At 65.1% G+C, this 26652-nt stretch carries 14 protein-coding genes and 1 tRNA gene; 6 read left to right on the forward strand and 9 right to left on the reverse strand.

Going from position 1 to position 26652, the window contains the following annotated elements; translation table 11 throughout:
• Positions 1 to 388: 388 nt before the first annotated feature.
• The gene (locus J8F10_RS17600) at positions 389 to 3139 is read right to left on the reverse strand and encodes a M14 family metallopeptidase (RefSeq protein ID WP_210655817.1); all 2751 of its coding nucleotides are present in this window, start codon (positions 3137 to 3139) and stop codon (positions 389 to 391) included.
• A 384-nt stretch (positions 3140 to 3523) separates the two neighbouring features.
• On the reverse strand, positions 3524 to 6337 hold the full coding sequence (locus tag J8F10_RS17605; RefSeq protein ID WP_210655819.1) for a prolyl oligopeptidase family serine peptidase: 2814 nt from the start codon (positions 6335 to 6337) through the stop codon (positions 3524 to 3526).
• Positions 6338 to 7104: 767 nt separating this feature from the next.
• Between J8F10_RS17605 and J8F10_RS17610 the strand changes: the two genes are divergently transcribed.
• The 3 genes from J8F10_RS17610 to J8F10_RS17620 all read left to right on the forward strand — a co-directional run bounded on the left by J8F10_RS17610 (position 7105) and on the right by J8F10_RS17620 (position 15965).
• Positions 7105 to 12282 carry a beta strand repeat-containing protein gene (locus tag J8F10_RS17610; protein ID WP_210655821.1) on the forward strand — a complete coding sequence of 1726 codons (5178 nt, stop codon included), beginning with the start codon at positions 7105 to 7107 and terminating at the stop codon, positions 12280 to 12282.
• A 348-nt stretch (positions 12283 to 12630) separates the two neighbouring features.
• On the forward strand, positions 12631 to 14901 hold the full coding sequence (locus J8F10_RS17615) for an Eco57I restriction-modification methylase domain-containing protein (protein WP_210655823.1): 2271 nt from the start codon (positions 12631 to 12633) through the stop codon (positions 14899 to 14901).
• The gene (locus J8F10_RS17620; RefSeq protein WP_210655825.1) at positions 14796 to 15965 is read left to right on the forward strand and encodes a TaqI-like C-terminal specificity domain-containing protein; all 1170 of its coding nucleotides are present in this window, start codon (positions 14796 to 14798) and stop codon (positions 15963 to 15965) included. The genes J8F10_RS17615 and J8F10_RS17620 overlap by 106 nt, the downstream gene beginning before the upstream one ends.
• 114 nt (positions 15966 to 16079) lie before the next feature.
• On the opposite strand, the gene J8F10_RS17625 is transcribed toward J8F10_RS17620, so the two are convergent.
• Positions 16080 to 16154 (reverse strand) — tRNA-Met (locus J8F10_RS17625).
• Positions 16155 to 16341: 187 nt separating this feature from the next.
• Between J8F10_RS17625 and J8F10_RS17630 the strand changes: the two genes are divergently transcribed.
• Positions 16342 to 17040, forward strand: coding sequence for a hypothetical protein (locus J8F10_RS17630; RefSeq protein ID WP_210655826.1), 699 nt, complete (start codon positions 16342 to 16344; stop codon positions 17038 to 17040).
• Between the two features lie 98 nt (positions 17041 to 17138).
• On the forward strand, positions 17139 to 17552 hold the full coding sequence (locus tag J8F10_RS17635) for a hypothetical protein (protein ID WP_210655828.1): 414 nt from the start codon (positions 17139 to 17141) through the stop codon (positions 17550 to 17552).
• Positions 17553 to 17604: 52 nt separating this feature from the next.
• Here J8F10_RS17635 and J8F10_RS17640 read toward each other — a convergent pair whose 3' ends face one another.
• Both J8F10_RS17640 and J8F10_RS17645 read right to left on the reverse strand, forming a co-directional pair.
• The gene (locus tag J8F10_RS17640; protein ID WP_210655830.1) at positions 17605 to 18048 is read right to left on the reverse strand and encodes an acyl-CoA thioesterase; all 444 of its coding nucleotides are present in this window, start codon (positions 18046 to 18048) and stop codon (positions 17605 to 17607) included.
• Between the two features lie 124 nt (positions 18049 to 18172).
• Positions 18173 to 19282, reverse strand: coding sequence for a tRNA adenylyltransferase (locus J8F10_RS17645; protein ID WP_210655832.1), 1110 nt, complete (start codon positions 19280 to 19282; stop codon positions 18173 to 18175).
• Between the two features lie 200 nt (positions 19283 to 19482).
• On the opposite strand from J8F10_RS17645, the gene J8F10_RS17650 reads away from it, so the two are divergent.
• Complete coding sequence (locus tag J8F10_RS17650; RefSeq protein ID WP_210655834.1) at positions 19483 to 20007, forward strand: ankyrin repeat domain-containing protein; 525 nt, start codon at positions 19483 to 19485, stop codon at positions 20005 to 20007.
• Between the two features lie 185 nt (positions 20008 to 20192).
• Here J8F10_RS17650 and J8F10_RS17655 read toward each other — a convergent pair whose 3' ends face one another.
• The 4 genes from J8F10_RS17655 to J8F10_RS17670 all read right to left on the reverse strand — a co-directional run bounded on the left by J8F10_RS17655 (position 20193) and on the right by J8F10_RS17670 (position 26529).
• A complete protein-coding gene (locus J8F10_RS17655) occupies positions 20193 to 21218 on the reverse strand; it encodes a GDP-mannose 4,6-dehydratase (RefSeq protein WP_246523419.1) in 1026 nt (341 codons plus the stop codon).
• Entirely contained in the window at positions 21218 to 22213 is a 996-nt protein-coding gene (gene gmd, locus J8F10_RS17660) for a GDP-mannose 4,6-dehydratase (RefSeq protein ID WP_210655836.1), read from the reverse strand. The genes J8F10_RS17655 and gmd overlap by 1 nt, the downstream gene beginning before the upstream one ends.
• Before the next feature lie 792 nt (positions 22214 to 23005).
• Positions 23006 to 25621 (reverse strand): ATP-dependent chaperone ClpB, encoded by a 2616-nt coding sequence (gene clpB, locus J8F10_RS17665; RefSeq protein ID WP_210655845.1) that lies wholly within the window; start codon positions 25619 to 25621, stop codon positions 23006 to 23008.
• 248 nt (positions 25622 to 25869) lie between these two features.
• The gene (locus J8F10_RS17670; RefSeq protein ID WP_210655847.1) at positions 25870 to 26529 is read right to left on the reverse strand and encodes an HD domain-containing protein; all 660 of its coding nucleotides are present in this window, start codon (positions 26527 to 26529) and stop codon (positions 25870 to 25872) included.
• Positions 26530 to 26652 lie beyond the last annotated feature (123 nt).

Here is a 26652-nt window from a genome sequence, read left to right on the forward strand (position 1 = left end):
GATTGAATCTCGGCAGAAGGGCCGCGAAATGTGTGAGGCTCCACCCGCTCGTGAACACTCGCGGTTCGCCAAGAGACTCGGGCGAACCGCGAGTGTTCACGAGCGGGTGGAGCCTCACGCCAGCACACTTCCACACTCATCGGCCCTGGCGCCCCCGCTCCCTCGCGGTCGCGGCTCGTAAGGAGGCTCGGACGAGCCGCGACCGCGAGGGAGCGGGAGGCACTCCCGCACGCGAGGATCTCATGGTAACCCCGGGGAGCCGCGCCCCGCTCCCTCGCGGTCGCGGCTCGTGCAACGCGCAGCACTCGTCCGACCCGATATGACGATCCCGAAACGAGTGACCGCCCGGTTAACTCTGACAGCAAACTCACCAGCTCGTGTGACGCCGCTACTCGCTCTGGCCCGCACGCACGATTGCGTTGAAGACCAGTTTGAACGTGGCGTGCGGTTGTGCCCGGTACAGCACCTGGGGGCCGTACAGCACTACCCTCCCCTTCCCCACCGCCGCGTCGATCACTGCCGTCCCCCCGTCGAGATGTTCCTGCCCGAAGGCCCACCCGCTCCGCAGCGGCGTCTTGCCCGCGAACCACGACACCCGCGTCAGCCCGCTCGCAGCGGCACCGGTCGGGAACCGGAACGTCGGGCTGTTCGCGAACATCACGTCCACCTCGTCCGACATCCCCCACGCGAGCGGGTGCGCCGGGTCCACCTTCGCGCGGAGCACGGATGGGGGCACGTAGAACTTGTCGCGCCCGAGCGGTTTCTCCTTCCCGTCGGTCCCCGTCTCGATGAGATGACTTTCGATCTTCAGCCCGAGTTGGTTCGCGAGCGAAGTGGAACTACCGACGGTGAGCAGCGTCCCGCCCGCGCTCACGAACTTCTTCAGTTCGGGTACGGTCTTGGTAGCGGTGATGCTCCCGCGGCGCCCGCGGAAGTCGGCCGGCAGTGCAAGTTCGTCCACCGCGTTCGGTTCCGGCGGCTGGTCGCCGCCCCCACCTCCACCACCGCCGCGCCCACCACCCAGGCCGTCCACGACCACGATCACGTCGAACTTGTCGCGCAGCCCGCCGCGATCCAGGTCCGGCGGGTACACGACCGTAAACGGGAACTCGAACTGCTCGAACAGCCACCGGGTCCAGCCGGACGGCATCGACCCGCCGTACCGGTCCACGAGCGCGACGCGCACCGGTTTGAGCGCGCCCGCCTCTTTCCCGGGCGCCTCCGTGCTGCCGACGAACCGCGTGCCGAGAGTTTGGGCGATCTTTTCCAGCCGCGCCTGCGTGCCGTCCTTCTTGACGATAAAGAACATCCCGGCGGGGTGCTTCACGCCATCGGCGGTGAACGGCTCTTTCAGGCGCTGAACTTCCTCACCTGCTGCAAGCAACTGGTTCATTGCGCGGAACGCATCGTTGGTGTTCGAGCGGAGGAAAAATCCGACCACTCCGTTCGCGTCGAGCACCTTGGCCGGCGGAGGCGGGATCTCGTCTTTCAGTTCCTCGAAGGGACCGGTGAAGCCCTCCAGAACACGATCGAACTGCACCCCCATCTGGAACGCGAGCGTATAGCCCGCGGCATCATAGGGTGGTGTCGGCGGCGCGCCGGGGTACGCGAAGTCGTCCGGGTGGTCCTGCGGCTCGAACATATCCAGCACGTGCGCGCGGACCGCCTGCGCCGACTTCACCATGTAGGAACCGGCCGGATACTTCTTCCCACCCACCTCGAACGCACTTGTAGCACGGTGTACCCGCACCCCAGTACCGATGAGGGCGTTGACGAACTTGGTGGCCGTCAGGAAGTCGGGCTGATCGGCCGGGACGATGTACCCGCGGGCGTCGCGCTTCGCAGGGTCGCGGAAGAACTTCTGGAACGCATCCGCGCCGCGTGCGCCCTTCGCCGCGGCGACCACCTTGGGCGTGACGGTCCAACTGTCCTTGTTGCCGCGTTCGGTGGCGTTCTTGCCCATCAGCCAAATGTTGTACAGCAGTTGTTCGCGGTGCCGGGATGCGTAATCGAACACGGCCTTGTTCGCGGTGACGGAGTATTCGACCGACCGGCGGAAGTGCCACTCTTGCGGCGCGACCGGGCTGAGCAGGTCGGCCTTCGGGAGCTGCATCGCGGGGTTGAACGGGACGCGGATCGGGGTCGGGCTGCCGATAGTCTCGGTGAGCAGCCCGATCATGTTGTGGAAGTACGCGGTGGTGCGGAGCCCGCCATTAAACCACGTCGAGTACCGCGCCCCGGAGCGGGTCGTCGCGCCGGGCTTGTCTTCGACCAGGAACCGCTGCATCATCGCCGCCCCGACCGCGTCGATGCCGCTGACCACGAGCGGGTCGAAGTTGTAGTTGAACGGGTCGCGGAACGGCGGGCAGAACAAAACCGTACCGGGCGGGCCGGTCTGGTGGTGGTTGTACACGATTTGCGGGAGCCACTCGCGGTACATCACGCGGTTCATGTTCCGCGTCTCGGCCTGGGTGTTGGCGTAGAAGTCGCGGTTGTTGTCGTGCCCGATGTACTTCTGGTACAGCCGCGGCAGCCCGCCGAGCGACCGCTTCTTCGGGTCTTTATCGCGCATGTACCAGTCGGCCACGAGGTCGTGCCCGTCCGGGTTCGCGTGGACGAACAGGATAATCACGTCGTCCAGCACGCGGAGCGTCTCGGGATCGGTTCCGCTGACCATCTGGTAAACGGTCTCGGCCACAGCCTGCGCGCACAGTACCTCGCTCGCGTGCAGCCCGCCGTCGATCCACACGACGGCCTTCCCTCCGGCCGCCAGCTTCTTCGCCGCCTCGGACGTGATCCCGTCGGCATTCGCCAGATCCCGCGCGATGGTCTGGTAGCGCGACAGGAGCTTGTGGTTGGCCGGGGACGTCACGACTGCCATCAGTTGCGGGCGCCGTTCCTCTGTGCGCCCGATGTCGACCACCTTGATGCGGTCGGACTCCTTCGCGAGCTTGGCGAGGTACGCGGCGTACTGTTCGTAGTTGGCGAGGGAGTAATCGTCGCCCAGGTTAAAGCCGAAGTGCGTCTTCGGAGTGGTGACCTTCGGCGCGACCGGTTCCGCAGCACGCGCCGCGCCGCCGGGGTAGAGGAAGGCGGTTCCGATCGCGAGCGCGAGCGGAACCAAGAAACGTGAGGCCATTGGCAGGAACCTCGGTGTGTGGGAGTTCGACCGGTCCCTCTATGAGAAGGGACGCGGCCGGCGAAACAGGTATGCGTTAGCTCGAGCGAGTCGGCTTAGCACAAGCACAGCACCTCCCGGCCTCTCGCAACGGCTTGCAAACGTGGGCGCCGATTCCGCTTTGGTTTTTGCCCTCTCCCCTTGCGGGAGAGGGTGGTGAGGCTTTGCGAACCGGGTGAGGGGTAACGTCCCGAGTGTGGAAGCAACCCCTCACCCCGCCGCGAAGCGCGACGGCCCTCTCCCGCAAGGGGAGAGGGCAAAAAACCAAAAACGCTGGCGCCCCACGTTTGCAATTCGTTGACAGAGGCCGGCTACAGAAAACAATCGAACCGAGACCGCATGAGACTACTTCGCCTTCGCGCTCTTCACGTACAGGTCGAGCCACGCGAGCCACCGCGCCCACATATCGAGGTTAGTCTCGCGGGCGATCGGCCCGTGGCCCTCATACGGGTACATGTACAGCGCCGCGGGCTTGCCCAGCCCGTCGAGCGCGGCGAACAGCGCCTCCGAGTTCATCGGGTGCGTGCCCACGTTCGCGTCCTCCATGCCGTGGTACATCAGCAGCGCGCCGTTGATCTGGTTCGCGCGCAACAGCGGCGACATTTCCAGGTAGGTCTCGCGGGCGTCCCAGAGCTGCCGGCGCTCGGACTGGAACGACATACTGGTGAGCGTGCGGTTGTAGCACCCATCCCCGGCGATCCCGGCTTTGAAGAACGGCGTGTGCGCCAGCGCGTTGGCCGTACTGAACGCCCCGTAGCTGTGCCCGCCGCACGCGAGCCGGTCCCGGTCGATGAGCCCACGCTTGTCGCACTCGTCGATCGCGGCCCACAGTCCGTTCCGCAGGTCCGGGACGTAGTTGTCGTTCATCCGCCCGGTCGGGCCGACGATCGGCACGTCCGGCTCGACCACCGCGTACCCGGCCAGTGTGAGAATCGCGACGCTCCGCGGCGCCGGCCCGGTGTAGCGCCCGGCCGTCGCCCCGGGACCGGTGCCGGTGCCGCCGCGACCGGCCTTGGCGTCGTAGTCGGCCTGGTCCGCGTACTCGCGCGGGTAGATCCAGAACAGCGCCGGGAGCTTGCCCTCGGCCTTGGGCGACCGCGTCACCTTCACCCAGAACTTGATCCCGTCCGCCCGGGTCGCGCGGAAGCGCTCGGTCTTCAGTTCGTGGAACCACGCGCTCTTTTCCACGTTGTCGGTCAACTTCGTCGCCTTCCCGGTGCCGACGTCGGTCACGTAGGAGTTGGGCACGACGTTCGATTTCTGCCGCGTGGTGAACACGTACTTGACGTCGTCACCGTCCACGCCGTCGACCGTTTCGAGCACATCGGCCTTGCCCTCGAACACGCGGGTCTTCTTGCCGGTCTTGATGTTGACGGCGTCGATGTACGGCTTCGGGAACGCACCCTCCCCGGCGCCGCGGGCGCGCTCGGTGCCCGAAAGGTAAACGGTACCGGTGTTCGACACGCGGACTACGTTCACTGCGCCGAGCGGACGAGCCAATAGTCCAAGACCAACCGTCGCTCCGCCGCGCCCCGCGCCGGGCTGTTCGTCATCGGCGTCCTCGTTGTCACTGTCGCCGCCGTCCTTCTTGGCTGGCGGTTCGTCCTTCTTCGGTGTGGCGAAATCGGAACCGCCGCGCGAGATCACGTAAGTCGTCTTGGGATTGGCGACATCGATCGCGGTGATCTGCCGTTGCGCGTCCACAGTTTGCGAGATGAACAGCCAGTGCCCGTCGGCGGAATACTGTGCCCCCACGATCCGGTTCGGCGACTCGTACACGACCTTCGCGTCGTCCTTCCCGAACGGCGGGAGCCACTGCATGACGCGGTCCTTGCGCACCGCTTTCGTGTCGTCCTTCTTCGCATCGTCCTTCTTGGCATCCTTGGCAACGGGTTCGAGTTGCAAGAACGACATCCCCTTCCCGTCCGGGCGCCACGAGAGATCACGCTTGGCGTCCGGGTCGAACGGTTCGGGCGCGACCGTCGGCGCGTCGTCCGGGTTCGTTGGGTTCACCGGCGGCGTGGGCGCAGGCTGCGTCGGGTCCGGCACCGGCTGGGTGCCGCCCGTGCCGCGTGCGCCCTTCGTTAGCCCGCCCTTGGGGAACGGCGGTTGCGTGGGGGTCGTCGCCGGGGTCACCACGGGCGGCGTCTCGGTCTCGCGCAGGTTGCGGTCGGACAGTGTTACCAGCGACTTGCCGGACTTGTCCCAGATGCTCTCCTGCGTGCCAAACCGTTGGAAGGGTGCGTAGTACGAGAACGGCTTCTTCACGGTCGCCACGCGGAACTGTTTTTCGTTCGGCGACGCACTGACGCTGCGGACCATCGCCGGTTCCCCGATCGGCGTGACCGCGCCGTCTTCGACGCCGACGACCGCGACCTGACCGGTGAGCAGGTGTTCGAGCAACTGCATCTGGTACGGCGATTCGAGCAGGTACCGGTACGTGCGCGACGGGTCTTTGCCGTCTCGCGCGATTCGGACCTTCGGCTCGGTCGCGATCCCGGGCTTCGGCACCGGCCGCTTTCCTCCATCCGGCAACAGCACTGTGTGGATGCGCTTGCCGTCCGGGGACCACTGGAACGCCGTCACGAGGGTCGCGAGCACCGGCGTTTGCGTCACCTTCCGGCACGCGCCGGTTTCAGTGTCGGCGACGCAGATGTGCGTGGCGTCCGGGAACAGCGCGAAGAATGCCAGTTTGGAACCGTCCGGGGACCATGCGGGACTCGCAATCCGCGCGCCCGACGGCACCCGCACGGGCACGGTGCGGCGCTCGGCCGGGAAGAACAGATCAAGCGCTTCCGCGCTGCCCACCCACAGCTCGCGCGAGCGGCACGCGACCGGATCGAAGGCCATCTCCGCGAGGTGGACGCAGGGCGCCCCGAGGCGCTCGACCGGCGGCAACGGGTCGCGCTTGGCGATCAGGAACTTGCGCCCGTCCGGGCTCAGGTTCGTAAGGGCCACGATCTCCCCGCGGGACGCGAGAACCGCGTCGGCGATCTCCTTCGGCGGGAGCAGGTACGTCTCGCGCCCTAACGGTGCGAGCGCGGCCGCGGTGCCGGCGGAACGGGGAGCGGGTGCGGGCTCGGCAGCCCTCAGCAGCCCGGCCAGGGCGATCAGACCGACGCACGCGGCCGACCGGCGGAGGAAGCGGTTCCCTCGCATGACACGGTTCCTGATTGGGTGAATTAAGAGGTGCGGCCCGAGGAGAGCGAGACGGGCCACCGGATGTGAAACTTGTTGTAGCCGTTTGAAGATGTTCGGAAGAGTGCGCTGTGCCACTCACATCACGCTCTCATAATTCCCGTCGGGCAAGGCCACGGCCGAACTTGCAACAGAGATTGGGGACGGAGTTTGTTTCGCCGCCGGATGGAGGTGCCAGGACCGCGACGGCCGCCGCGTGCTGACTGGTCATTATGGGCGACCAGTTTCGTCGATACCTGGCCGCTCAGTTGACACCCGCGCCGTCACTGAGGCGTTGACCTCAGCCAGAATGCGATGGGCCGCCGATAGAGCAGATCGCAGATTATTGGGTGGTAGAAACCGGACACTGCGGCATCCTATTCGAGAAGGCCCATCGGGTCGTTCTTCACAGAGCCCCTGTAAACCCGCCGGACCACAGGTCGAGTCAATTTGCGCTCAAATTGCTGTGATTTCCCGGTCCGTATCTGCTACGCACGTACTTATTATTCCAGTGCTACGACTATTTCCTGCGTCTGTTCCTGAACATTCGCGCGAGATCAAAATGTTGTCACTTCTTTACCCATGTTGACGGGAATTTACACGGCCAGTCCCTTCAATCGCGCGTGGCGTGAACTAGGGTCCGGGCAGACTCGGATTTTTGAGAGTCTACTCCCCCTTCCGATTGCGGGATTGCTGCCAACATTTAATGCCAGCAAGCCCGCAGTCGTGCCCAAAAGTAGTTGACAAACATGAACTGGATTGACTCGATTCGGCGCCGGCTCCATATCGCGACCCGCCCCAACCGAAAGACCCGCCGGGCGTTCCCGCCCCGCCTCTCGCTGACCCACCTGGAAGACCGGACCGTCCCCACCACGCTGACGTGGACCGGCACCGTCGATGCGAACTGGAGCACGATCGGCAACTGGTCCGGCGGCGGCGCGGGGGAAGAAGTCCCGAATTCCTCCGACGACGTGCTGATCTTCGCGTCCGCGCCCGTGCGCCTCGCCAGCGCGAACGACATCACCTCGCTGTCCGTCGATGAGATCCAGTTGAGCGCTTCGGGCTACGCCCTGTCCGGCGCGGCGGTCGCCCTTGCCACGGGACTGACCGACACGACCGCTACCGGTACCAATACAGTCGCCCTCTCGCTCGGGGGGGCCGGCGCGGTCACCAAATCGGGCGCCGGCACCCTCGCGCTCTCCGGGACCAGCACCTACGCTGGCGCCACGACCATCAACGCGGGCGTGCTGCGGGTGGACGGCACGATCACGAGCGCGGTGACCCTCGCGGGCGGCACGTTGAGCGGCTCGGGCACGGTCAATAGCCCGGGGATCACGGACACCGCGGCGTCGGTCGTCGATCCGGGGACGGTGGGCGGCTCTGGAATCCTGACGTACTCGAACGCGACCGGGCTCACCCTCACGACCTCCTCGATCCTCCACATCGACCTCAACGGGTCGACCGTCGGCACGGGCTACGATCAACTGAAACTCACCAACGGGTCCGCCCTGTTCAACCCGAACGGCGCGACCCTGGACATCGGCCTCGGCTACCTGCCGACAGTGAATACCAGCTTCCAGATCGTCTCGCAGACGATCTCCTCCGCGATCACCGGGCGGTTCAACGGCATCAGCCAGTTCGGTAGCCTGGCGGTCGGTCCCGTGACGTTTTCGGTCGGATACTTCAGTTCGGGCGTGACCCTGACGGTCACCTCCGTCAACGTCCAGACCTCCACCTGGGACGGCGGGGGTACGACCGACAACTGGTCCGACGCCGCGAACTGGGTCGGGAACGCCGCGCCTTCGCAATTCGATGCGCTCGTGTTCCCGACCGGCGCCCAGAGGCTCACGAACGTCAACGACCTCGCCGGCCTTCAATTCTCTTCGCTGACCATCGGCGGCGCGGGCTACACTTTGAGCGGCAACGCGCTCGACCTCGCGGGGAGCCTGCTGGCCACTTACGCATCGGGAAGTTCGGCGGTTGCGCTGCCCATTTCATTGCACTCGTCGAGCACGTTCGACGTTACCACGGGCGGAACTCTGGTCGCCAGCGGCGCGATCTCGGGCACCGGTTTCGGCGTTACCAAGATCGGCGGGGGCACGCTCCAGTACGCGGGGGCTTTGGCCAACTCGTACACGGGTGCGACCACCGTCAACGCCGGGCGGCTCGAACTCAACAAGACGGCCGGCGTGAACGCGTTCGCGGGGAACTTGGTCGTCGGCAACAGCTCCGGCACCGACGACGCGGTCGCGCTCCTGGCCTCGAACCAGATCCCCGACGCCGCGACCGTGACCGTCAACGACGGGGCCGTGCTCGGCCTGAACAACTTCGATGACCAGATCGGCACCCTGACCATGACCGGGGCCACGGTCGCCACCGGCACCGGGACGCTCACCCTGGGCGACAACGTCACCACCAACTCCGCCGCCACCACCTCCGTCATCTCGGGCAACCTGGACCTGGGCGGGGCGACCCGCACCTTCACGGTCGGCAACAACTCCAACCTCGACCCCGACCTCTCGATCACGGCCAACATCAGCGGGACCGGCGCGGGGCTCATCAAGGCGGGGGCGAACAGCCAGCTCCTGCTCTCGGGGAACAACACCTACGACGGCATTACCACGATCACCGCGGGGGCCATCGAGATCGCCAGCGATAACGCCCTGGGCTCGTCGTCAGCCGGGACGGTCGTCAACAGCGGGTTCTCACTGGCCTTGCTGGGCGGAATCACGGTGCCAGAGCCGATCACCATCAGCGGCGCGGGGTTCGGCGGGTTGGGGGCGGTCTTCAACGGGAGCGGCAACAATACAATCTCCGGCGCGATCACGCTGGGGGCCAATAGCACCATCGGCTCGCTCAGCGGCACCCTGACGTTCAGTGGCGTGATCTCCGATGGCGCCAGCAGCTTCGCCCTCACCAAGGTCTGCGCGGGAACGGTTGCCCTGACAAGCGCGAACACCTACGACGGCGGGACGACTATCACGAACGGCCTCAACGGGGGCGGCGCCCTCGCAATCAGCGACGGCTCGGCACTCGGAACGGGCCTAGTAACGGTCGCCAGCGGCGGGTCGCTGGACCTGAGTGGCGGGATCACGCTGGCCAACACGATCAATCTTAACGGCGTCCCTGTTACTAACCGGAGCAAGATCAACAGCGTCTCGGGAGGCAACACCATTCAGGGCGACATCGGGATCACCGGTGCCAATAATGAGTCCTTCGATGTGGCCGGGGGGACGACGCTGACGGTCACCGGGGTCATCAGTGGCGCGGTCGACTTCGATAAGAACGGCACCGGCACGCTGACCCTCACGGGCACCAACACGCACACCGGGAACGTGAACGTCGGCGACGGCGCGCTGATCGTCAACGGCTCGCTCGCCACCAGCAACGCAGTATTCGTCGACGGCGCCCTCGGCGGCTCGGGCACGGTCCCCGCGGTGACGATCTCGAGCATCGGCACCCTCTCCCCGGGCAACTCGCCCGGCACGTTGCACACGGGCGCCCTCGCGTTCACCGACGGCGGCTCGATCTACAGCGCCGAGCTCAACGGGCCGACCGCCGGCACCCAGTACGATCAGATCAACGCAACGGGCGGCGTTTACCTCTACGGCGCCACGCTCACGCTCTCCATCGGTTACGCGCCCGCCGTTGGGACCCAGTTCACCCTGATTAGTAACGTCACCGTCGGCTCGGTCGGCGGCACGTTCAACGGGCTGTCCGAGGGCGCCACGATCACCTCCGGTTCCGCGACCTACGCGATCAGCTACACCGGGGGCGACGGCAACGACGTCGTCCTGACTCTGGTCTCTCGGACCGACACCTGGACCGGGTTGGGCGGGGACAGCAACTGGTCCACCGCGGCGAACTGGGCCAGCGGCGTTGCCCCGATCGCGGGCGACGATCTCGTTTTCCCCACCGGGGCCGCCCGGACGAGCAGCGTCAACGACTTCGTCGCCGGGACCAATTTTAATTCGATCACGATCGACGGCGCCGGGTTCTCCTTCACCGGCAACGCGATCCAACTCGACGACGGGGTGACCGCGACTTACGCGTCCGGCACTTCGACGATCGGTCTCGCCACGAACCTAACGGGGAACCAAGCGATCGATGTGGCCGCGGGCGGGACACTAACGCTCTCGGGCGCGATCTCGGGCTCGGCCGCCGTCACCAAGACCGGCGCCGGGGTACTTCTGCTCAGCGCGACCGACACCTACAGTGGTGCAACGAGCGTCACCGGCGGTACCCTGCTCGTTGACGGCAGCATCGCCGCGAGCAGCGCGGTGACGGTCGCCGGCGGGGCCACACTGGGCGGCTCGGGTGCCCTCCCCGCGTTCACGCTCGTCAGCGGGGCCACGGTCGCCCCCGGAACCCCGGTGGGCGCCCTCGCCTCGGGCAGCGCCACCTTCGCCAGCGGTTCGACTTACGCCGTCGCCATCAACGGCACGACGGCCGGCACCCAGTACGACCAGCTCAACGTCACCGGCACGGTGGCGCTGGCCGGGGCGACGCTCGCGCCCACGTTCGGCTTCACGCCGACGGGCGGCGACACGTTTATCATCATCGCCAACGACATGAGCGATGTGGTAAGTGGGACCTTCGTCGGGTTGAGTGAGGGCGGGACGTTCCTCCTCGGGAGCACCACGTTCCGGATCTCTTACATTGGCGGCGACGGCAACGACGTGACCCTGACCGCCGTCCCTCAGCCGGCGCTCTCAATTTCCAGCGCGTCTACGGCCGAAGGGAACAGCGGGACCACCGCCCTCACGTTCACCGTTACCTTGTCCGCGCCGAGCCTCCAGACGGTTACGGTCGCGTACACCACGGCCGACGGGACGGCGACCGCCGGCACCGACTACACGCCCGTTTCCGGAACGCTGACGTTCGCGCCGGGCGAGACCACACAAACCGTCACCGTCTTCGTCACCGGTGACACCGCGACGGAAGCCGACGAGACGTTCCGCGTTGTGCTCGCGTCGCCCGTCAGCGCCACCATTGCGGCCGGTAGCGGCACCGGGACCATAACGAATGACGACGCCGATACCCGAATCGTCCTCGGGGCGGTGGGCGGCATGGTGCAACAGATCGACCCCGCGACAGGGCTACCGGGTGCGTCGGTCCCGGCGTACACCGGGTTCCGGGGCGAGGTCCGTGTCTCGTCCGGTGACGTGGACGGCGACGGGACCGCGGACCTCATTACCGGCACCGGCACCGGGGCGATGGGCGGGCACGTCAAAGTGTTCGACGGGGCCACGGGTGCCGAGCGGTTCAGCTTCCTGGCGTTCGACGGATTCGCCGGGGGGGTGTTCGTGGCGTCGGGCGACGTGAACGGGGACGGGTTCGCCGACATCGTGGTGGCCGCCGACGCGGGCGCTACCCCGCACGTCAAGGTGTTCAGCGGCAAGGACGGGTCGCTGATGAGGAGCTTCCTGGCCTACGACGCGGGATTCAAGGGCGGCGTGCGGGTCGCGGTAGGGGACGTGGACGGGGACGGGTTCGCCGACATCGTCACCGGGAGTGGCGCCGGGGCACCGGCCAACGTCAAAGTCTTCAGTGGTCAGAGCGGCGGGCTCCTCGCGAGTCTCCTGCCCTACGCCGGGTTCAACGGCGGCGTCTACGTCGGGGCGGGTGACGTGGACGGCGACGGGCTCGCCGACATCATCACCGGGAGCGGCGCCGGGGCACCGGGCGGGCACGTGAAGGTGTTCAGTGGCCGGGATTTTGCGCTGGAAGACAGCTTCCTGGCGTTCGATCGGACGTTCACGGGTGGGGTCCGCGTGGGTACCGGGCAGGTGAACGGCGTCACCGCGGTACTCGCGGGTTCCGGCGCCGGTGCGCGGGGGCACTTTAAGGCCTTCGGCCCCGGTCACCAGGAGTTACTCAGCCTGCTCTCCGCGGGTTTCGACCAGAACGGCGTTTACGTCGCGTGATTGTTCTGTGGTGAAACGGGGCACAGTAACGGACCGCGCTGCGGTCGGCCCCGTTCCCACCGCCCGCGCGTATCCGCGTGATCGAAGACCTGCAATTCGGCCACGGGTGCCGCTACTCGTCACGGTCGAGTGGGCACCCGATTCCGCGCGAAACAACGCATATGTGAGAACGCGATCCCCGGGCGCGGAGCCCCACGTCTCGATTACCAACGCACCACGTCTGTGCGTTTCGGTTGGGGCGCGCGAAATCGGCCGCCCTGTCGCATTCCAGCGCGCTTGCGGGTGACATTCCAACTGCGGCCGGATACCCTGAGACGCGACTCCCCTCCCGCGCCCCAGGTTCCGCTGATGCCCACTGAAGTCAAGCCCCTGTTCCACCCCGCGGCGGTCCGTAACGCGATCAAAGGGTTCGCACTCCTACCACCTGCGATCGCGGCCCGCGCGAATATACAAGACTGGGCCAAGCAACTCGGCGCGAAGAAGCTCGACGCGAAGAAAGAAACCGAACTGCTCCCCGGGTTCATTTCCGACGTGTTCGAGGCCGCGCTCGGCTACACTCGGGCGCCCGCTGATCCCCACACGCTCAAGCGCGAAGCGTTCAGTGAGGTGGACGGAAAATTCGCGGACGCGGGTTTAGGCCGGTTCACCACGACGAGCGATGCGTTCGTTGCCGTGCTCGAAGGGAAAGGTCCGAAAGACCCGCTCGACCGGCCGTTCGGCAGTCGGAAGCATTCCGCCGTTACGCAGGCCGCGCTCTACGCGCTCCAGATGAAGATCGACTGGTATCTCGTCACGAATTTGAAGGAGATTCGGCTCTACTACAAGCGCCAGGATACGGCGCACTACGAGCGGTTCGAGACGGCCCGGCTCGCCGATAATGACGACGAGTACCGCCGGTTCGTGTTCCTGCTCGGGGCCGAGCGTCTCGCCGGCGCGGACGGCAAGAACCACCTCGACGCGCTGTTCGCCGAGTCGCGCACGGTCGGGCGCGAACTCACCGTCGGGTTCTACCTCGAGTACCGCGAACTGCGCCGCGGAACCTTCCAGGCGATCCGCACGCACAACCCGAACCGCGACCCGCGCCAACTCCTCGCCGCGACGCAGAAGATCCTCGACCGCGTGCTGTTCGTCGCGTTCTGCGAGGACCGCGAGTTGCTCCCGGCACAGATCGTCGCGCGGGCCTACACCCACACCGACCCGTTCAACCTGCGCCCGGTGTGGGAGAACTTCAAGGCGCTGTTCCGCTCTGTGGACATGGGCAACCCGGCGCTCAAGGTGGATGCGTACAACGGCGGGCTGTTCGCCCCGGACGCATTCATTGATGCGCTCGCGGTGCCCGACGAGGTGTGCGAGGGGTTCAAGAAGCTGGCCGATTACGAGTACGGGCGCGACGCGACCGATGCCGCGAAGCTGGTCGACGTGGAGATCCTGGGGCACATCTTCGAGCAGTCCATTTCGGACCTCGAAGAGATGCACCGGCAGATCGTCAGCACCGGCGGGGTGCTGTCCGAACCGAGCGGGCCGACGAAGCGCAAGAAGGAAGGGGCGTTCTACACCCCGGCGTTCATCACGCGCTACATCGTCCGCGAAACGCTCGGCCCCGTTCTGGGAGAGCGGCTCGAAACACTCCGGGCACACCACCACGCGAGCGCCACGAAGACCGCGAAGAGCGCGCTCGAAGCCCCGCAGACGTACAACCTCGACAAGCTCAACAAACCTCAAACGGAAGCCCTCGAACGGTTCTGGGGGGCTTGGATCGAGGAGCTTCAAACGATCCGGTTGGTCGATCCGTCGTGTGGGAGCGGCGCGTTCCTCATCGAAGCGTTCGAGCAGTTGTTCGCGGAATACCGCGACGCCAACGCCCGGTTGACCGAACTGCGCGGCGGGCAACCCACGCTGTTCGATGTGGACGAAACGATCCTCACAAAGAACCTGTTCGGGATGGACTTGAACGGCGAAGCGGTCGAAATCGCTCGGCTGTCGTGTTGGATCAAGACAGCCGAGAAGGGCAAGAAACTCACGGCGCTGGACGCGAACATCGTTCAGGGAAACAGCGTGGTTGCGGACGGCCCACCCCTGGAAGCATGGCGCACGCGGTTCCCAGAGGTGTTCGCAAACGGCGGGTTCGATGCGGTAATCGGCAATCCACCTTATGTGCGGCAAGAGATCATCAAGGACGACAAACCGTTCTTAGAGAAGCACTACCGGGCGTATGACGGCGTGGCGGACCTGTACGTCTACTTCTACGAACTCGGGCTGAACGTCCTGAAGCCCGGCGGCCGGCTGGGGTACATCGTCACGAACAAGTGGATGAAGGCCGGATACGGCGAAGCGCTCCGCAAACTATACGGCGAATCGGCGTGGGTCGAATCGGTCGTCGATCTCGGACACAACAAGGAAGTGTTCCCGGACGCCGACGTGTTCCCGTGTATCCTCGTGGCTCGAAAACCCTCTGACATTATTGCCCCACCCAGAATGTCAGAGTTTGTATCCTGCCGCGCGAGCAGACCCGCGTGGACGACCTCTCTCAACAAATCGCCGATGAAGGCGTCGCGGTGCCGCGCTCGCGCTTCGGCACGGAGCCGTGGAGCCTCGAACCGCCCGGCGCGACGGCGCTGATGGACAAGATTCGCGCGGCTGGCGTGCCGCTGCGGGAATTCATCGGTGCGGAACCTTTGTCGGGGATCAAAACCGGCTTGAATGAAGCGTTCCTCCTCGACAATGCAACGAAGGATAAACTTGTTGCGGCCGATCTAAAGTCTGCAGACCTGTGCAAGCCGTATCTCAGAGGACAAGATAATTCTCGTTGGAATGCCGGATGGGTGAAGTTGTGGATGCTAGCGCTGAAGTCGAGTAATAATCACGAGTGGCCGTGGTCCAAGACCGCAACCGGAATGGATGCCGAGGCTATCTTCCGCCAGACATACCCGGCCGTTCATGCTCACCTCAACCAGTTCCGTGACGCGCTTATCAAACGACAGGACCAAGGCGAACACTGGTGGGAGTTGCGGTCGTGCGCATACTGGAATGCGTTCGAGAAGAAGAAGCTGATCTATCCCGAAATTACTTGGCGCGCGGATTGGAATTTCGATTCGCGTGGTCTGCACATTAACAACACGGTGTACATCCTTCCGACAGAAGATCTTTGGGTACTCGCCGTCATGAATGCCCCAGTAATGTGGGCATACTGTTGGCGCAACGCACAGCACGGTAAAGACGAGGCGCTGCGATTCATCCGGGAGTTTGTTCAGACGATCCCCATCCCCAAGCCCACCGACGGCCAGCGTGCCGAGGTTGAGGCTGCGGTCGGGCGTCTGATCGAACTGGCCTGCGAGCAGCAGGGCGGGCGCGCCGCGATACTGGACTGGCTGCGGAGCGAGTTCAATGTCGAGAAGGCGTCACAGAAGCTCCAGGTTCCGGCCACGTTGAGCGCGGATGCGTTCGTCGCCGAAGTGAAGAAGGAGAGCAAGAAAGGGTTCGGGGTCGCGGAGTTAAAGCGACTGAAAGACGAATACGGGAAGTCCGTGCTCCCGCTGCACGCGCTCGCCCGTGAAGCCGAGCAACTCGAACGACAGGTGTCGGACGTGGTGAACGCCGCCTTCGGGCTGACGCCCGATGAGGTGAAATTGATGTGGGACACGGCCCCGCCGCGCATGCCGATCGCGCGCCCGCCGGGTGCGTGAGGGCGTCAACCATCCCGAACGGATTGGACGTGAAGCTTGGAAATGTCAACGAAAACGGCCCGCTGACAACATCTGTCATCAGCGGGCCGTCTCAAGTCAAACTAACACAACAAGTTGCGGCGGTAGGATTTGAACCTACGACCTCCAGGTTATGAGCCTGGCGAGCTGACCGGGCTGCTCCACGCCGCGTCCTATCTGCGTAGGGGAAGTTTATGACCGAAGGGGCGAAAAGGAAAGGGGAGATTTTGTAATGGGAGCGCGAGCGACGCAACGCGGCTCCCGGCACGAGCCTCGAATTGACCCGCCCGCCGCCACAACCTAGGATGAACCAAACACTTTCGTCACATCATGACGATACCCGACGGGGACCGGTCACTTGGTACTTCCGTTCATCCTCGTCGTCTGCTTCGCGGGCGTGCTGTGCCTCATCCCACTGACGATGTACCTGCTCTGGCTCGTCCAGATTACGCGCCGCGAGCGCCCCACCCCCGTCGCGGGGACGTGGGACTTCGCCGGCGTCGCGCTGGGGCTGTCCGGGTTCATCTTCTTCGGCGGTGCGATGGTCCTTTCGCTCCTCCAGTCCAATGTCCGCTTCTGGATGCGCGGCAACTTTGAACAGCTCCGCGCCGTGTGGATTCAGGAGAAAGTCACCTGGTCGCTGCTGGTCTTTTTCTACCTCGTGTTCGTGCTCGGCGGGCTCGCGCTCGCGCTCCTCTCGCGGCGCCGGTCGCTGGTCGTCTACAACATCGAACCGGCCGCGTTCGAGGTGCTGCTCACCGAAGTGTTCGAGCAACTCGGCCGCCCACTCGAGCGCCGCGGAAATTTGTGGCTCTCCGGGGTACCGCTGTTCGAGCTGGACGCCTTCGAGAGCGGGCACACGGTCACCCTGCGCTGGGTCTCGAGCGACCAGCGCCTCTTTGAAGACGCGACGCGCCTGCTCCGCGGCGCGCTCGCGACGCAACTGACCGACGAGAACCCGGTCGCCCGGTGGCTCATGTCCGCCGCGGTGGGGAGCGGGACCATCGTCGTCAGCTGCTTCGGGCTCCTCCTCTACGGGCTGTCCCTCATTCGCTGAACAATTCGCTAATAACACTCGCGTCGCACCGGTCGGAGTGACGATACACGTGGTATCGACCGGACCGAGTTCGGACCGGGGTCGCGAGGGACACGCGAATGAAGCGGTTGCTGTTAGCAGTTGTGGCGGTCGGGTTGACCACCAGCGCGGCACGAACGGATTGGGGCGGCCCCCGATCGGCGGGCGCGCCGCAAGCGGGCGCTCAGGCCCCGCAAGCCGACCCGAACACCCTGATGGGCGCGGGCGGGCCGTACAACGGCGTGGCCCCCGACAAGTACGGGCTGAACCCGCGCCTCAAGAGGCTCTTCCACATCGGCTCGCGGTCGAGCCAGGTGCCGGCTTCGCAGGCGCAATACTACCCGCAGATGGGTTACAACCAGAGCGGCCCGGCGTACAACCCGAACGGGTACCCGCCCGGTGCCTACGGCCCGGCCCAGGGGACACTCGTGTTCCCGCACCAGCCGTTCACCCGCAGCCCGCGCGACTTCTTCATGCTCGATCTGAACCGCTAAAGAGCGGGCTCTTTGATCGAACATCGTGCCCCGGCGCCTCTGGCGTCCGGGGTCATTTGTTTGCTGACTCCAACTCCTCGATCACTTTCCGCACGCGCTCCGGTAGCGCGATTTTGCACTCGTTGCGGTAGTCGTAGCTCACCACAGTGGCGAGCCCCTCGCACGCGACCGCGTCCCACGCCCGGCTCACGAGCTTGTGCTCGAACACCACGCGGTCCACTTGCAATTCGGTGGCACGCACCCCGACCCACACGTGGTCCGGGTACTTCAGCGGCTTGCGGTACGTCGCGGACGTGCTCTTCAAAATGGGGCCGAGGCCGAGCTCGCGCTTCGTATCGAGCCACCCGGTGCGCGTGATGTAGTTCAGCCGCGCGTCCTGGAAGTAGCGGAAGTATTCCAGGTTGCTCACGTGGTCGAACGAATCCATGTCGCTCCAGCCGATGTCGAACTCGATCACGACCGGGAACAGCGCGAGAGCGGGGTGCGTGTGCGTCATAACCGTATACGTATCGAAAAGCCCGGGTGCGAAGAAAGACCACCCGCTCGTTGACACGCGCGGTTCGCCCAAGGCTCAGGCGAACCGCGCGTGTCAACGAGCGGGTGAGAGCTTCGGTACCGCGCTACTTCCACTTGTTCTGTCGGTCCAACTCTTTGAGGAAGTCGAGCGCCTCGTCCACGGTACACACCTGCGCGCCGGGTACGCGGCCGCGGGTGTCGAGTTCGCGGAGCAGCATCAAGTCCTCGAACTCGTCGGACTCTTCGAGCTTCTTCCGCGCGCGGTGACCGAGCGTTCCGGCCTTGTACTCCAGCGCGAGCATGTGGTTCTCGATCAGCCACGCGGTCCGCGGGGTGATGAGCCCCTCGAGCGCTTGAAGCCCGGCCGCGACGTGGTCGTAAGGGTCGATGCCCTTCCCCACGTCGTGCAGCAGCGCGGCCTGTAGGAACTCCTCGTCCCACGGGCGCTCGTCGCGCGCCAGCTCGAACACCTGGAGCGAGTGGAACTGTACGTCGCCTTCGGGGTGGTACTTCGCGCTCTGCTTCACGGTTTCCAGCGGCAACAGCAGAAGCCGGAACAGTTGGTACGGGTCGACCGCTTCCTCCTGCTCGGCGATCGCGTCCTCGATCGAGATTTCCGGGTGCTCGCGGGCGATCAGCTCTTCGAGTTCGCGCGTGCTGGCGCGCTCGATGGCCTTCCCCGTAATCGACGACTTGAACACGTAGTGCGCGAGGTTCTCCGCGTAGATCGTCAGCTCGAAGTTGAACACGTCGAAGACGTGAACGTGGGTGAACACGCGGGTCTCGCCGTGCTTCGTGATCTGCTTGTGCTCCACGTCGTACTGCAGGCCCTCTTCGTCGAGCGTCGCGGTGATCGGCTCGAGGTAGTCGCTGAAGAGGTGCAGATCGATGTCCGAGCCCTTACGGGTGTGCCCGGTCATCACGCTGCCGATGAGCCGCGGGCGGAACCGGCACAGCAGGCGCATGAGCCGCAGCGCGTGGAGCCGCATGTCGCGCAGGTTGACCGTGCGTGCCTCGCCCTCGTGGACGCGCGCGAACGCCTGAACTTGGTCGCGGATCTCCGCGTTGCTGGGCAGGTCACTCGGTTTGACGGTGCCGCGACACAGGCGCTTCGCGGCCTTGCGCTTGGCGGTGAAGTATTCGGATTCGACGCGCTCGTACATCAGTCGAGCGGCTTCAAACGCGATCGCGTGACGCAACTTGGCGTCGGACATGCTTTATATGCGGTGGTTGAGTTTAGCGAGCCTATCCAGTGCCACCGCGAGGCTCGTTCTGAGAGAATACCAGAGACGGTCACAAGTCGAAAGTCGTAAAGTCAAAACGCTCACTGTCAGTGAAAAGCGCCCAGTGGTTGCCACGGGGCCAGTCAATCAAACAAGTACAATATCGACAAAAGCAGTTGGGAGAGCTAGCGATGACAAGACCTCAATCAGGCTTTAACCCCGACGCCCCACTCCACGGCGAAATGTTCGAGGAATGGGACTGGAGTCAGTTGGCCGAATTTAAGATTGCTTTGGTTGAGCCCTCGAAGGTGAACGCGCAACTTTTGGCGAATGAAATCAGACGGCAACCCGCTATCGCCAAAGCGTCATGGGACAGAACTCTTTTGCACTTGGTAGCGGGAGAGGGTTATCTTGATCTTGTCATGCTGCTATTGGACCTGGGAGCCGATGTAAACGCCTATTGCCCAGAAGGTATTCCGCTTCACTATGCCGTCCATAGTGGCTCACTGGATGTCGTCAAAACGCTCGTTGCGGCGGGGAGCGAATTAAATCGACAGGACTGCCGCCGAAGTACACCACTCGATCTTGCTTACAACCCAGCTCACGACTACGTCATTGTGAAGTATTTGGTTACCATCGGCGCGATTCCCAATAAAGAAGTGACCGTCGACGGCATTCGGAATATGAAGCAGATGGGACTGTGGGATCAAGTGTGATTCCGACAAACGATTAAACGCCTCAAGACTGTTGAGGCGCAGGTCTTGCGAGAGTTTGCTAGGCGTTCGGATTCGGCACGCCCTTACATGAAGCGAGTGCTTCACGATGCCGTGACTTGGCGTCGGACATGCTTTCGTAAGGCCGAAAGCCTTGAAAGCAATGCTTACGATCTTCAACTCTGCGTCTAAATCGACCGCCAGTAGTTGAGCACGTCGGCGAGGGTGCGTTCGAGCGGGATTTGCGGTTCCCAGCCGGTCGCCGCCCGGAGCTTGCGGGCGTCCGCACTCGTCACCGCGGTGTCGGCCTTGCGCCCCGGTTCGAGCGTTTGCACCACCTTGATCGGCAACCGCGCCATCGCCACGAGCCGGTCGAGTACGTCCTGGATCTGGTACGAGTCGCCCCGGGCCGCGTTGTACGCCTCGCCGTTCACGCCCTTCTCCAGCAGGAGCGGGAACGCGGCCACGATGTCGCGCACGTCGGCGATGTCGCGCCGGGCGGAGAGGTCGCCGGTGCGCACCTCCGGCGGCTGGGTGCCCTTTTCGGCGGCGGCAATTTGCCGCGCGAAGTTCGGCACCGCGAAGTCGGCACTCTGCCGGGGGCCGATCTGGTTAAACAGGCGCACGCGGACAATATCCAGGCCCGGGCTCCGCGTGTACTGGTAGCTAATGAGGTCCGCGGCGGCCTTGCTCGCGGCGTAGGGGCTGGCGGGCTTGAGGGTCGTGAACTCGTCGCACGGCTCGTCGGGCCGGTCGGGTTCGCCGTAAATGAGTCCGGTCGAAACGAACAGCACGCGCGATTGCACGCCCGAAGCCGCGAGCGCGTCGTACAGCGAGCGCGTCGCGGTGAAGTTCTCGCGCCACGCCCGGTCCGGGTCGCGGAACGACCCGCCGGTGTTGGCGTACCCCGCGAGGTGGACCACCCAGTCCGGGCGCACCTCGCGGACCACCGCCTCGGTGCCGGCCCGGTCGCACAAGTCGCACGCGAACAACTTCGCGTGCGGGGCGAGGTGCTCGAGTACCGGGGGCCACGTCGCGTTCCGGCTCACCCCGAACAGGGCGTGCCCGCCCGCCGACACCAGGTGGTCCACCAGGTGCCCGCCGACGAATCCGGTGATGCCGGTAATGAGAATTCGCATAGGTGTTCGGGCGCCCCCGGCCCCTGCGGGCGGGAGCGCCGGCGCCCCCTCATCCTTGTGGACGAGGGTCGCCATCAGATGCCCCTGGCCTTGAAGTCCGGCACCGGCTGCCCCTGGAGGCGGGCGAGGTCGGCCTTCACCATGCGCTCGATCAGTTGCTCGAAGCTCACCTCCGGCTCCCAGCCGAGGTGCTTCTTCGCCTTCGCCGGGTCACCGATCAGCAGATCGACTTCCGCCGGGCGCACGAGCGACGGGTCGATCTTCACGTGCTTCTGCCAGTCCAGGCCCGCGGCGGTGAACGCCACCTCGACGAGCCGCTGGACCGTGTGCGTCTTGTTCGTGGCCACGACGTAGTCGTCGGGCTTGTCCTGCTGGAGCATCAGCCACATCGCGCGAACGTAGTCGCCGGCGAACCCCCAGTCGCGCTTGGAGTCGAGGTTGCCGAGCTTCAGTTCGGTCGCCAGCCCGAGCTTGATGCGGGCCACGCCGTCGGTCACCTTCCGGGTGACGAACTCTTTCCCGCGGCGCTCGCTCTCGTGGTTGAACAGGATGCCGCTCGTGCAGAACATGTTGTAGGATTCGCGGTAGTTCACCGTGATCCAGTGGCCGTACACCTTCGCCACCCCGTAGGGGCTGCGCGGGTAGAACGGCGTGGTCTCGATCTGCGGCACGGCCTGGACCTTGCCGAACATTTCGCTCGACGACGCCTGGTAGAACTTGATGGTGTCGCGGCCCAGGAGCTTGACCGCTTCGAGCACCTGCGTCACGCCGAGGGCGGTGAACTGCCCCGTCAGCATCGGCTGCTTCCAGCTCGTCGGCACGAAGCTCTGGGCCGCGAGGTTGTACACCTCTTGCGGGTTCGACACCTTGATGACGTCGATAATGGAGAGCTGGTCGAGCAGGTCGGCCTGGTGGAGGTGGATCTTCCCCGCGAGGTGCTCGATCCGCTCGAAGGACTCCGTGCTCGCCCGGCGGACGATGCCGTGAACCTCGTAACCCTTTTCGAGGAGCAATTCCGCGAGGTAACTGCCGTCCTGACCGGTGATCCCGGTAATGAGCGCGCGCTTCATGCGAACCGCCTTAATGCACGGATGGAATCCCCGCGTACCGCGCTCGGGCGAGCACGGGCGGGGGCGTCGGGGTTGTTGTATAGCGGCCCGGCGGCGAGGCACAAGTGGGAAACGTGGGCGGAATGGCACAACTCGACGAAAAACGGGGGCGCCACAGATACACCCCGAAGACACAGATCCGTGGGGAGAATCTGAATAAATGTGCAGTTCGAGCGCGGGTGGTGTATCGAATCCGCTTACTCGAACCGCTGCCCTTCATTAATCTGATCCGCGCTCTCGGCACGGATTCGTAGGGCCTTGCGACGACCCGCGACCGCCAGGGGCAAGAGGACGCCTGATCCCGGCGCACCACGAACGTGTTGTCGGCAAACGAGCCGCGACCGCAAGGGAGCGGGGCGCGGCTCCCCGGGCTACCTTGAGGCCACCCGAGCGCAGGAGGTGCCGCACGCTCCCTGGCGGTCGCGGCTCGTTACAAGGCGCGGCTCCCCGGGCTACCTTGAGGTCATCCGAGCGCAGGAGGTGCCGCCCGCTCCCTGGCGGTCGCGGCTCGTTACAGCAGTGGTCGGACGAGCCGCGACCGCCAGGGAGCGGGAGGCACCTCCCGGGCTACCTTGAGGCCACCCGAGTTCGGAGTACCTCCGCTCCTGGCGGTCGCGGCTCGTCGCAAGAAAAAATGGTACGAGCACTCCCCGAAAGCGACGGGCGCTCACGATACCACCGCACCGTGGACAGGGCAGCGGAAACGGACGCGCCCGCGGTTGGTACCGCGGGCACGTTTTGCGGCTCATTTCCCTACGCGACCGCTTCGGGGTTCGTCGCGGCGAACGTGAGCGCGTCGTGCGAGGCGTCGCAGTCCACCGTGACCGTACCGCCGTCGGTGATCTCGCCCTTCAGCAGCATCCGCGCGAGCGGCGTTTCCACCCCCCGCTGGATCGAGCGCTTCAGCGGGCGCGCACCATAGGCCGGGTCGTACCCCGCGCGGACGATGTGCGTCTTCGCGGCGTCCGTGAGTTTCAGCGCGATCTTCCGCTCGGCCAGGCGCTTCCGCAGGTTGCCGAGCTGGATCTCGACGATCTTCGTGAGGTCCGCTTCGGTGAGCGCGTGGAACACGATGATTTCGTCCACGCGGTTCAAGAACTCGGGCCGGAACCCCTTGCGCAGTTCGTCCATGACCGCGTCTTTGATGCGATCGTACACCTCACCAATGTGCGACCCCTTGTACTGCAGGATGCGCTGGCTGCCGACGTTCGAGGTCATCACGACGATGGTGTTCTTGAAGTCCACCGTGCGCCCCTGCCCGTCCGTGAGGCGCCCGTCGTCGAGCACCTGGAGCAGCGTGTTGAACACGTCCGGGTGGGCCTTCTCGATCTCGTCGAACAGCACCACCGAGTACGGCCGGCGCCGCACCGCTTCCGTGAGTTGCCCGCCCTCGTCGTACCCCACGTAGCCCGGGGGCGCCCCGACCAGGCGCGAGACCGTGTGCTTCTCCTGGTACTCGCTCATGTCGATGCGGATCATCGCCTTTTCGTCGTCGAACAGGAACTCCGCGAGCGCCCGGGCCAGTTCCGTTTTGCCCACGCCGGTCGGCCCGAGGAAGATGAAGCTCCCGATGGGCCGGTTCGGGTCTTTCAACCCGCTCCGGGCACGAACGACCGCTTCGGACACCGCTTGCACCGCCTCGTTCTGGCCGATGACGCGCTTGTGCAGTTCGTCCTCGAGGTGGAGCAACTTCTCCTTCTCGCCCTCCATGAGCTTCGACACCGGCACCCCGGTCCACCGGCTCACGACGGCCGCGATCTCCTCCTCGCCGATCTCTTCCTTGATGAGCTTGTTCGCCTTATCGCGTGAAAAGGCGACTTCCGCCGCCGCGAGCTTCTTTTCGAGTTCGGGGAGCTTCCCGTACTGGAACTCCGCCGCCTTCTGGTACTCGCCCTGGCGCGTGGCGCGCTCGATCTCCTGCTTCGTCTGTTCGAGCTGTTCGCGGATCACCTGCACCTGCTGAACGGCCTGCTTCTCCGCCTGCCACCGGGCTTTCAGTGCGTCCGCATCGGCCTTCAGGTTGCCGAGTTCGTGTTCCAGTTTTTCGAGCCGGTCGCGCGAGGCGCGGTCGGTCTCCTTCTTCAGCGCCTCGCGCTCGATCTCCAACTGCATCACGCGCCGGCTGATCTCGTCCAGCTCCGCCGGCATGCTGTCGATCTCGGTGCGCAGTTTCGCGGCCGACTCGTCCACCAGGTCGATGGCCTTGTCGGGCAGGAACCGGTCCGAGATGTAGCGGTTGGATAGCACCGCGGCCGAAACCAGTGCCGAGTCTTTGATGCGCACCCCGTGGTGAACCTCGTACCGCTCCTTCAACCCGCGCAGGATGCTGATCGTGTCCTCCACCGACGGCTCGCCGACGAACACCGGCTGGAACCGGCGCTCGAGCGCGGCGTCCTTCTCGATGTGCTGCCGGTACTCGTCGAGTGTGGTCGCGCCGATGCAGTGCAACTCGCCGCGCGCGAGGAGCGGTTTCAGCAGGTTGCCCGCGTCCATCGCGCCCTCGGCCTTGCCCGCGCCGACGATCGTGTGCATCTCGTCGATGAACAGGATGATGCGGCCTTCCGAGGACGTCACTTCCTTCAGGACCGCTTTCAAGCGCTCCTCGAACTCGCCGCGGTACTTCGCCCCCGCGATGAGCGCGCCCATATCGAGCGCCACGATCATCTTGTCCTTCAAGCCCTCGGGCACGTCTCCCCGAACGATGCGCTGCGCGAGGCCCTCGACCACGGCGGTCTTACCGACGCCGGGTTCGCCGATGAGCACGGGGTTGTTCTTCGTGCGGCGCGACAGTACCTGCATGACGCGGCGGATCTCCTCGTCGCGCCCGATCACCGGGTCGAGCTTGCCGCGCTGCGCGAATTGCGTGAGGTCGCGCCCGTACTTCTCCAACGACTGGTAGGTCTCTTCCGGGTTCTGCGAGGTGACGCGCTGACTGCCGCGCACCTCCTTCAGTGCGGTCAGGAGCCGATCGCGGGTGAGGCCGAACTCGCGGAGCGTCTTCCCCGCGGTGCCGGTGTCCTCCGTCATGGCGAGCAGCAGGTGCTCGACCGAGACGTACTCGTCCTTGAGCTTCTTCGCCTCGCCCTCGGCCGCGTCAATGAGCTTGATGAGGCGCTGCGTGAGGCGCGGTTCGGCGTTCGTGCCGGTCACCTTGGGCTGTTTCTCCAACTCGCGCTGGATCTTGATCGTGACGGCATCGGCCGAGACGCCGGCCTTCTCCAAAATAGCGGGCGTAAGTCCCTTCTCCTGATCGAGTAACGACAAGAGCGCGTGTTCGACGTCGATTTGCTGGTGGTTGAACCGCGCCGCGAGCTTTTGCGCTCCGGCGAGGGCCTGCTGTGCCTTCTCGGTAAACTGGTTCATGTCCATAAGTTGCTCCTCCTTCCCGGCCTCTCGAAATGGTTGGAGGCGGGCGTTGCACATTAGAGGGACGATCGGCGGATCGGATTCGTGGCGAACCGGACTTTCAGAGGACAGAGGACAGAGATCAGAGGACAGAGGACAGAGAAACATTTGCCCACTCTCTGTCCTCTGCCTTCTCTGTTCTCTGTCCTCTGCCTTCTCTGTTCTCTGTCCTCTGCCTTCTCTGTTCTCTGTCCTCTGTCCCGCCAGGAAGTCTACGCCCCTCGTGCCCCCTGCAGTTCCGCCAGTTCGTTGCGCAAGTTCGTCCGCGCCCGCTCCTCGCCCTCCTCGAACATGATCGGCGAGTGGTACAATCGCGGCGCGGCAAGGAACTTCGTGAGCACGGCCGTCCGGCCCGCACGGTACTCCGGGTCCGGCACCCAGGAATACTCCTTGCGAATGTCGCGGGCGTAACGTGCGTAGCGCTCTTCGGACGCGCCGAGGATCGCGAGATCGGCGTCGAGTAGCACTTGCGTGTCGCGGCCCCCGGGGGCTTCGGCCGCGTGCGCGGTCGCCCAGATCATTTGCACGATGCGATTGATGGCCGAAGCGGGTACCCCGATCGGGCCGAGCAGGTCGACCGCGAGTTCCCCGCTCCGCTGTTCGTTGTCCTTGGCGCGCGAGTCGTACACCGCGTCGTGGAACCACACCGCGAGTTGCAGCGCGTTCGGGTCTTCGACGGTCGGCGTCAGGCGCTCGACCACCCTGAACATTTCGCCGATGTGCTCGAGGTTGTGGTAGTACCGCTCCACCGCGGAGTACGCGGCCACGAGCACGTCGAACGCGGGGTACGCGTCCACGGGCGCCACGCGGTACTGTTCGAGCGTCCGCACCCAGCTCTTCTGCATCGACGCCAAGCGTTCGGGCGAGACCATAATGATTGGTGACTCCGGTGAGGGGGCGCAGCTCGTGCTTGCCGCGACGGTCCGGCCGCGGGTATAGTTTAGTCACACACTTCGCGCGTGTCCGGGCGCGGTTCGGACGCAGGTACCTTCGGA

This window comes from Gemmata palustris (assembly GCF_017939745.1).
GTDB lineage: Bacteria > Planctomycetota > Planctomycetia > Gemmatales > Gemmataceae > Gemmata > Gemmata palustris.

Coding starts and splice junctions, on each gene's coding strand:
- J8F10_RS17600 (WP_210655817.1), bottom strand. CDS start 3,139: ATGGCCTCACGTTTCTTGGTTCCGCTCGCGCTCGCGATCGGAACCGCC.
- J8F10_RS17605 (WP_210655819.1), bottom strand. CDS start 6,337: ATGCGAGGGAACCGCTTCCTCCGCCGGTCGGCCGCGTGCGTCGGTCTG.
- J8F10_RS17610 (WP_210655821.1), top strand. CDS start 7,105: ATGAACTGGATTGACTCGATTCGGCGCCGGCTCCATATCGCGACCCGC.
- J8F10_RS17615 (WP_210655823.1), top strand. CDS start 12,631: ATGCCCACTGAAGTCAAGCCCCTGTTCCACCCCGCGGCGGTCCGTAAC.
- J8F10_RS17635 (WP_210655828.1), top strand. CDS start 17,139: ATGAAGCGGTTGCTGTTAGCAGTTGTGGCGGTCGGGTTGACCACCAGC.
- J8F10_RS17640 (WP_210655830.1), bottom strand. CDS start 18,048: ATGACGCACACGCACCCCGCTCTCGCGCTGTTCCCGGTCGTGATCGAG.
- J8F10_RS17645 (WP_210655832.1), bottom strand. CDS start 19,282: ATGTCCGACGCCAAGTTGCGTCACGCGATCGCGTTTGAAGCCGCTCGA.
- J8F10_RS17650 (WP_210655834.1), top strand. CDS start 19,483: ATGACAAGACCTCAATCAGGCTTTAACCCCGACGCCCCACTCCACGGC.
- J8F10_RS17655 (WP_246523419.1), bottom strand. CDS start 21,218: ATGGCGACCCTCGTCCACAAGGATGAGGGGGCGCCGGCGCTCCCGCCC.
- gmd (WP_210655836.1), bottom strand. CDS start 22,213: ATGAAGCGCGCGCTCATTACCGGGATCACCGGTCAGGACGGCAGTTAC.
- clpB (WP_210655845.1), bottom strand. CDS start 25,621: ATGGACATGAACCAGTTTACCGAGAAGGCACAGCAGGCCCTCGCCGGA.
- J8F10_RS17670 (WP_210655847.1), bottom strand. CDS start 26,529: ATGGTCTCGCCCGAACGCTTGGCGTCGATGCAGAAGAGCTGGGTGCGG.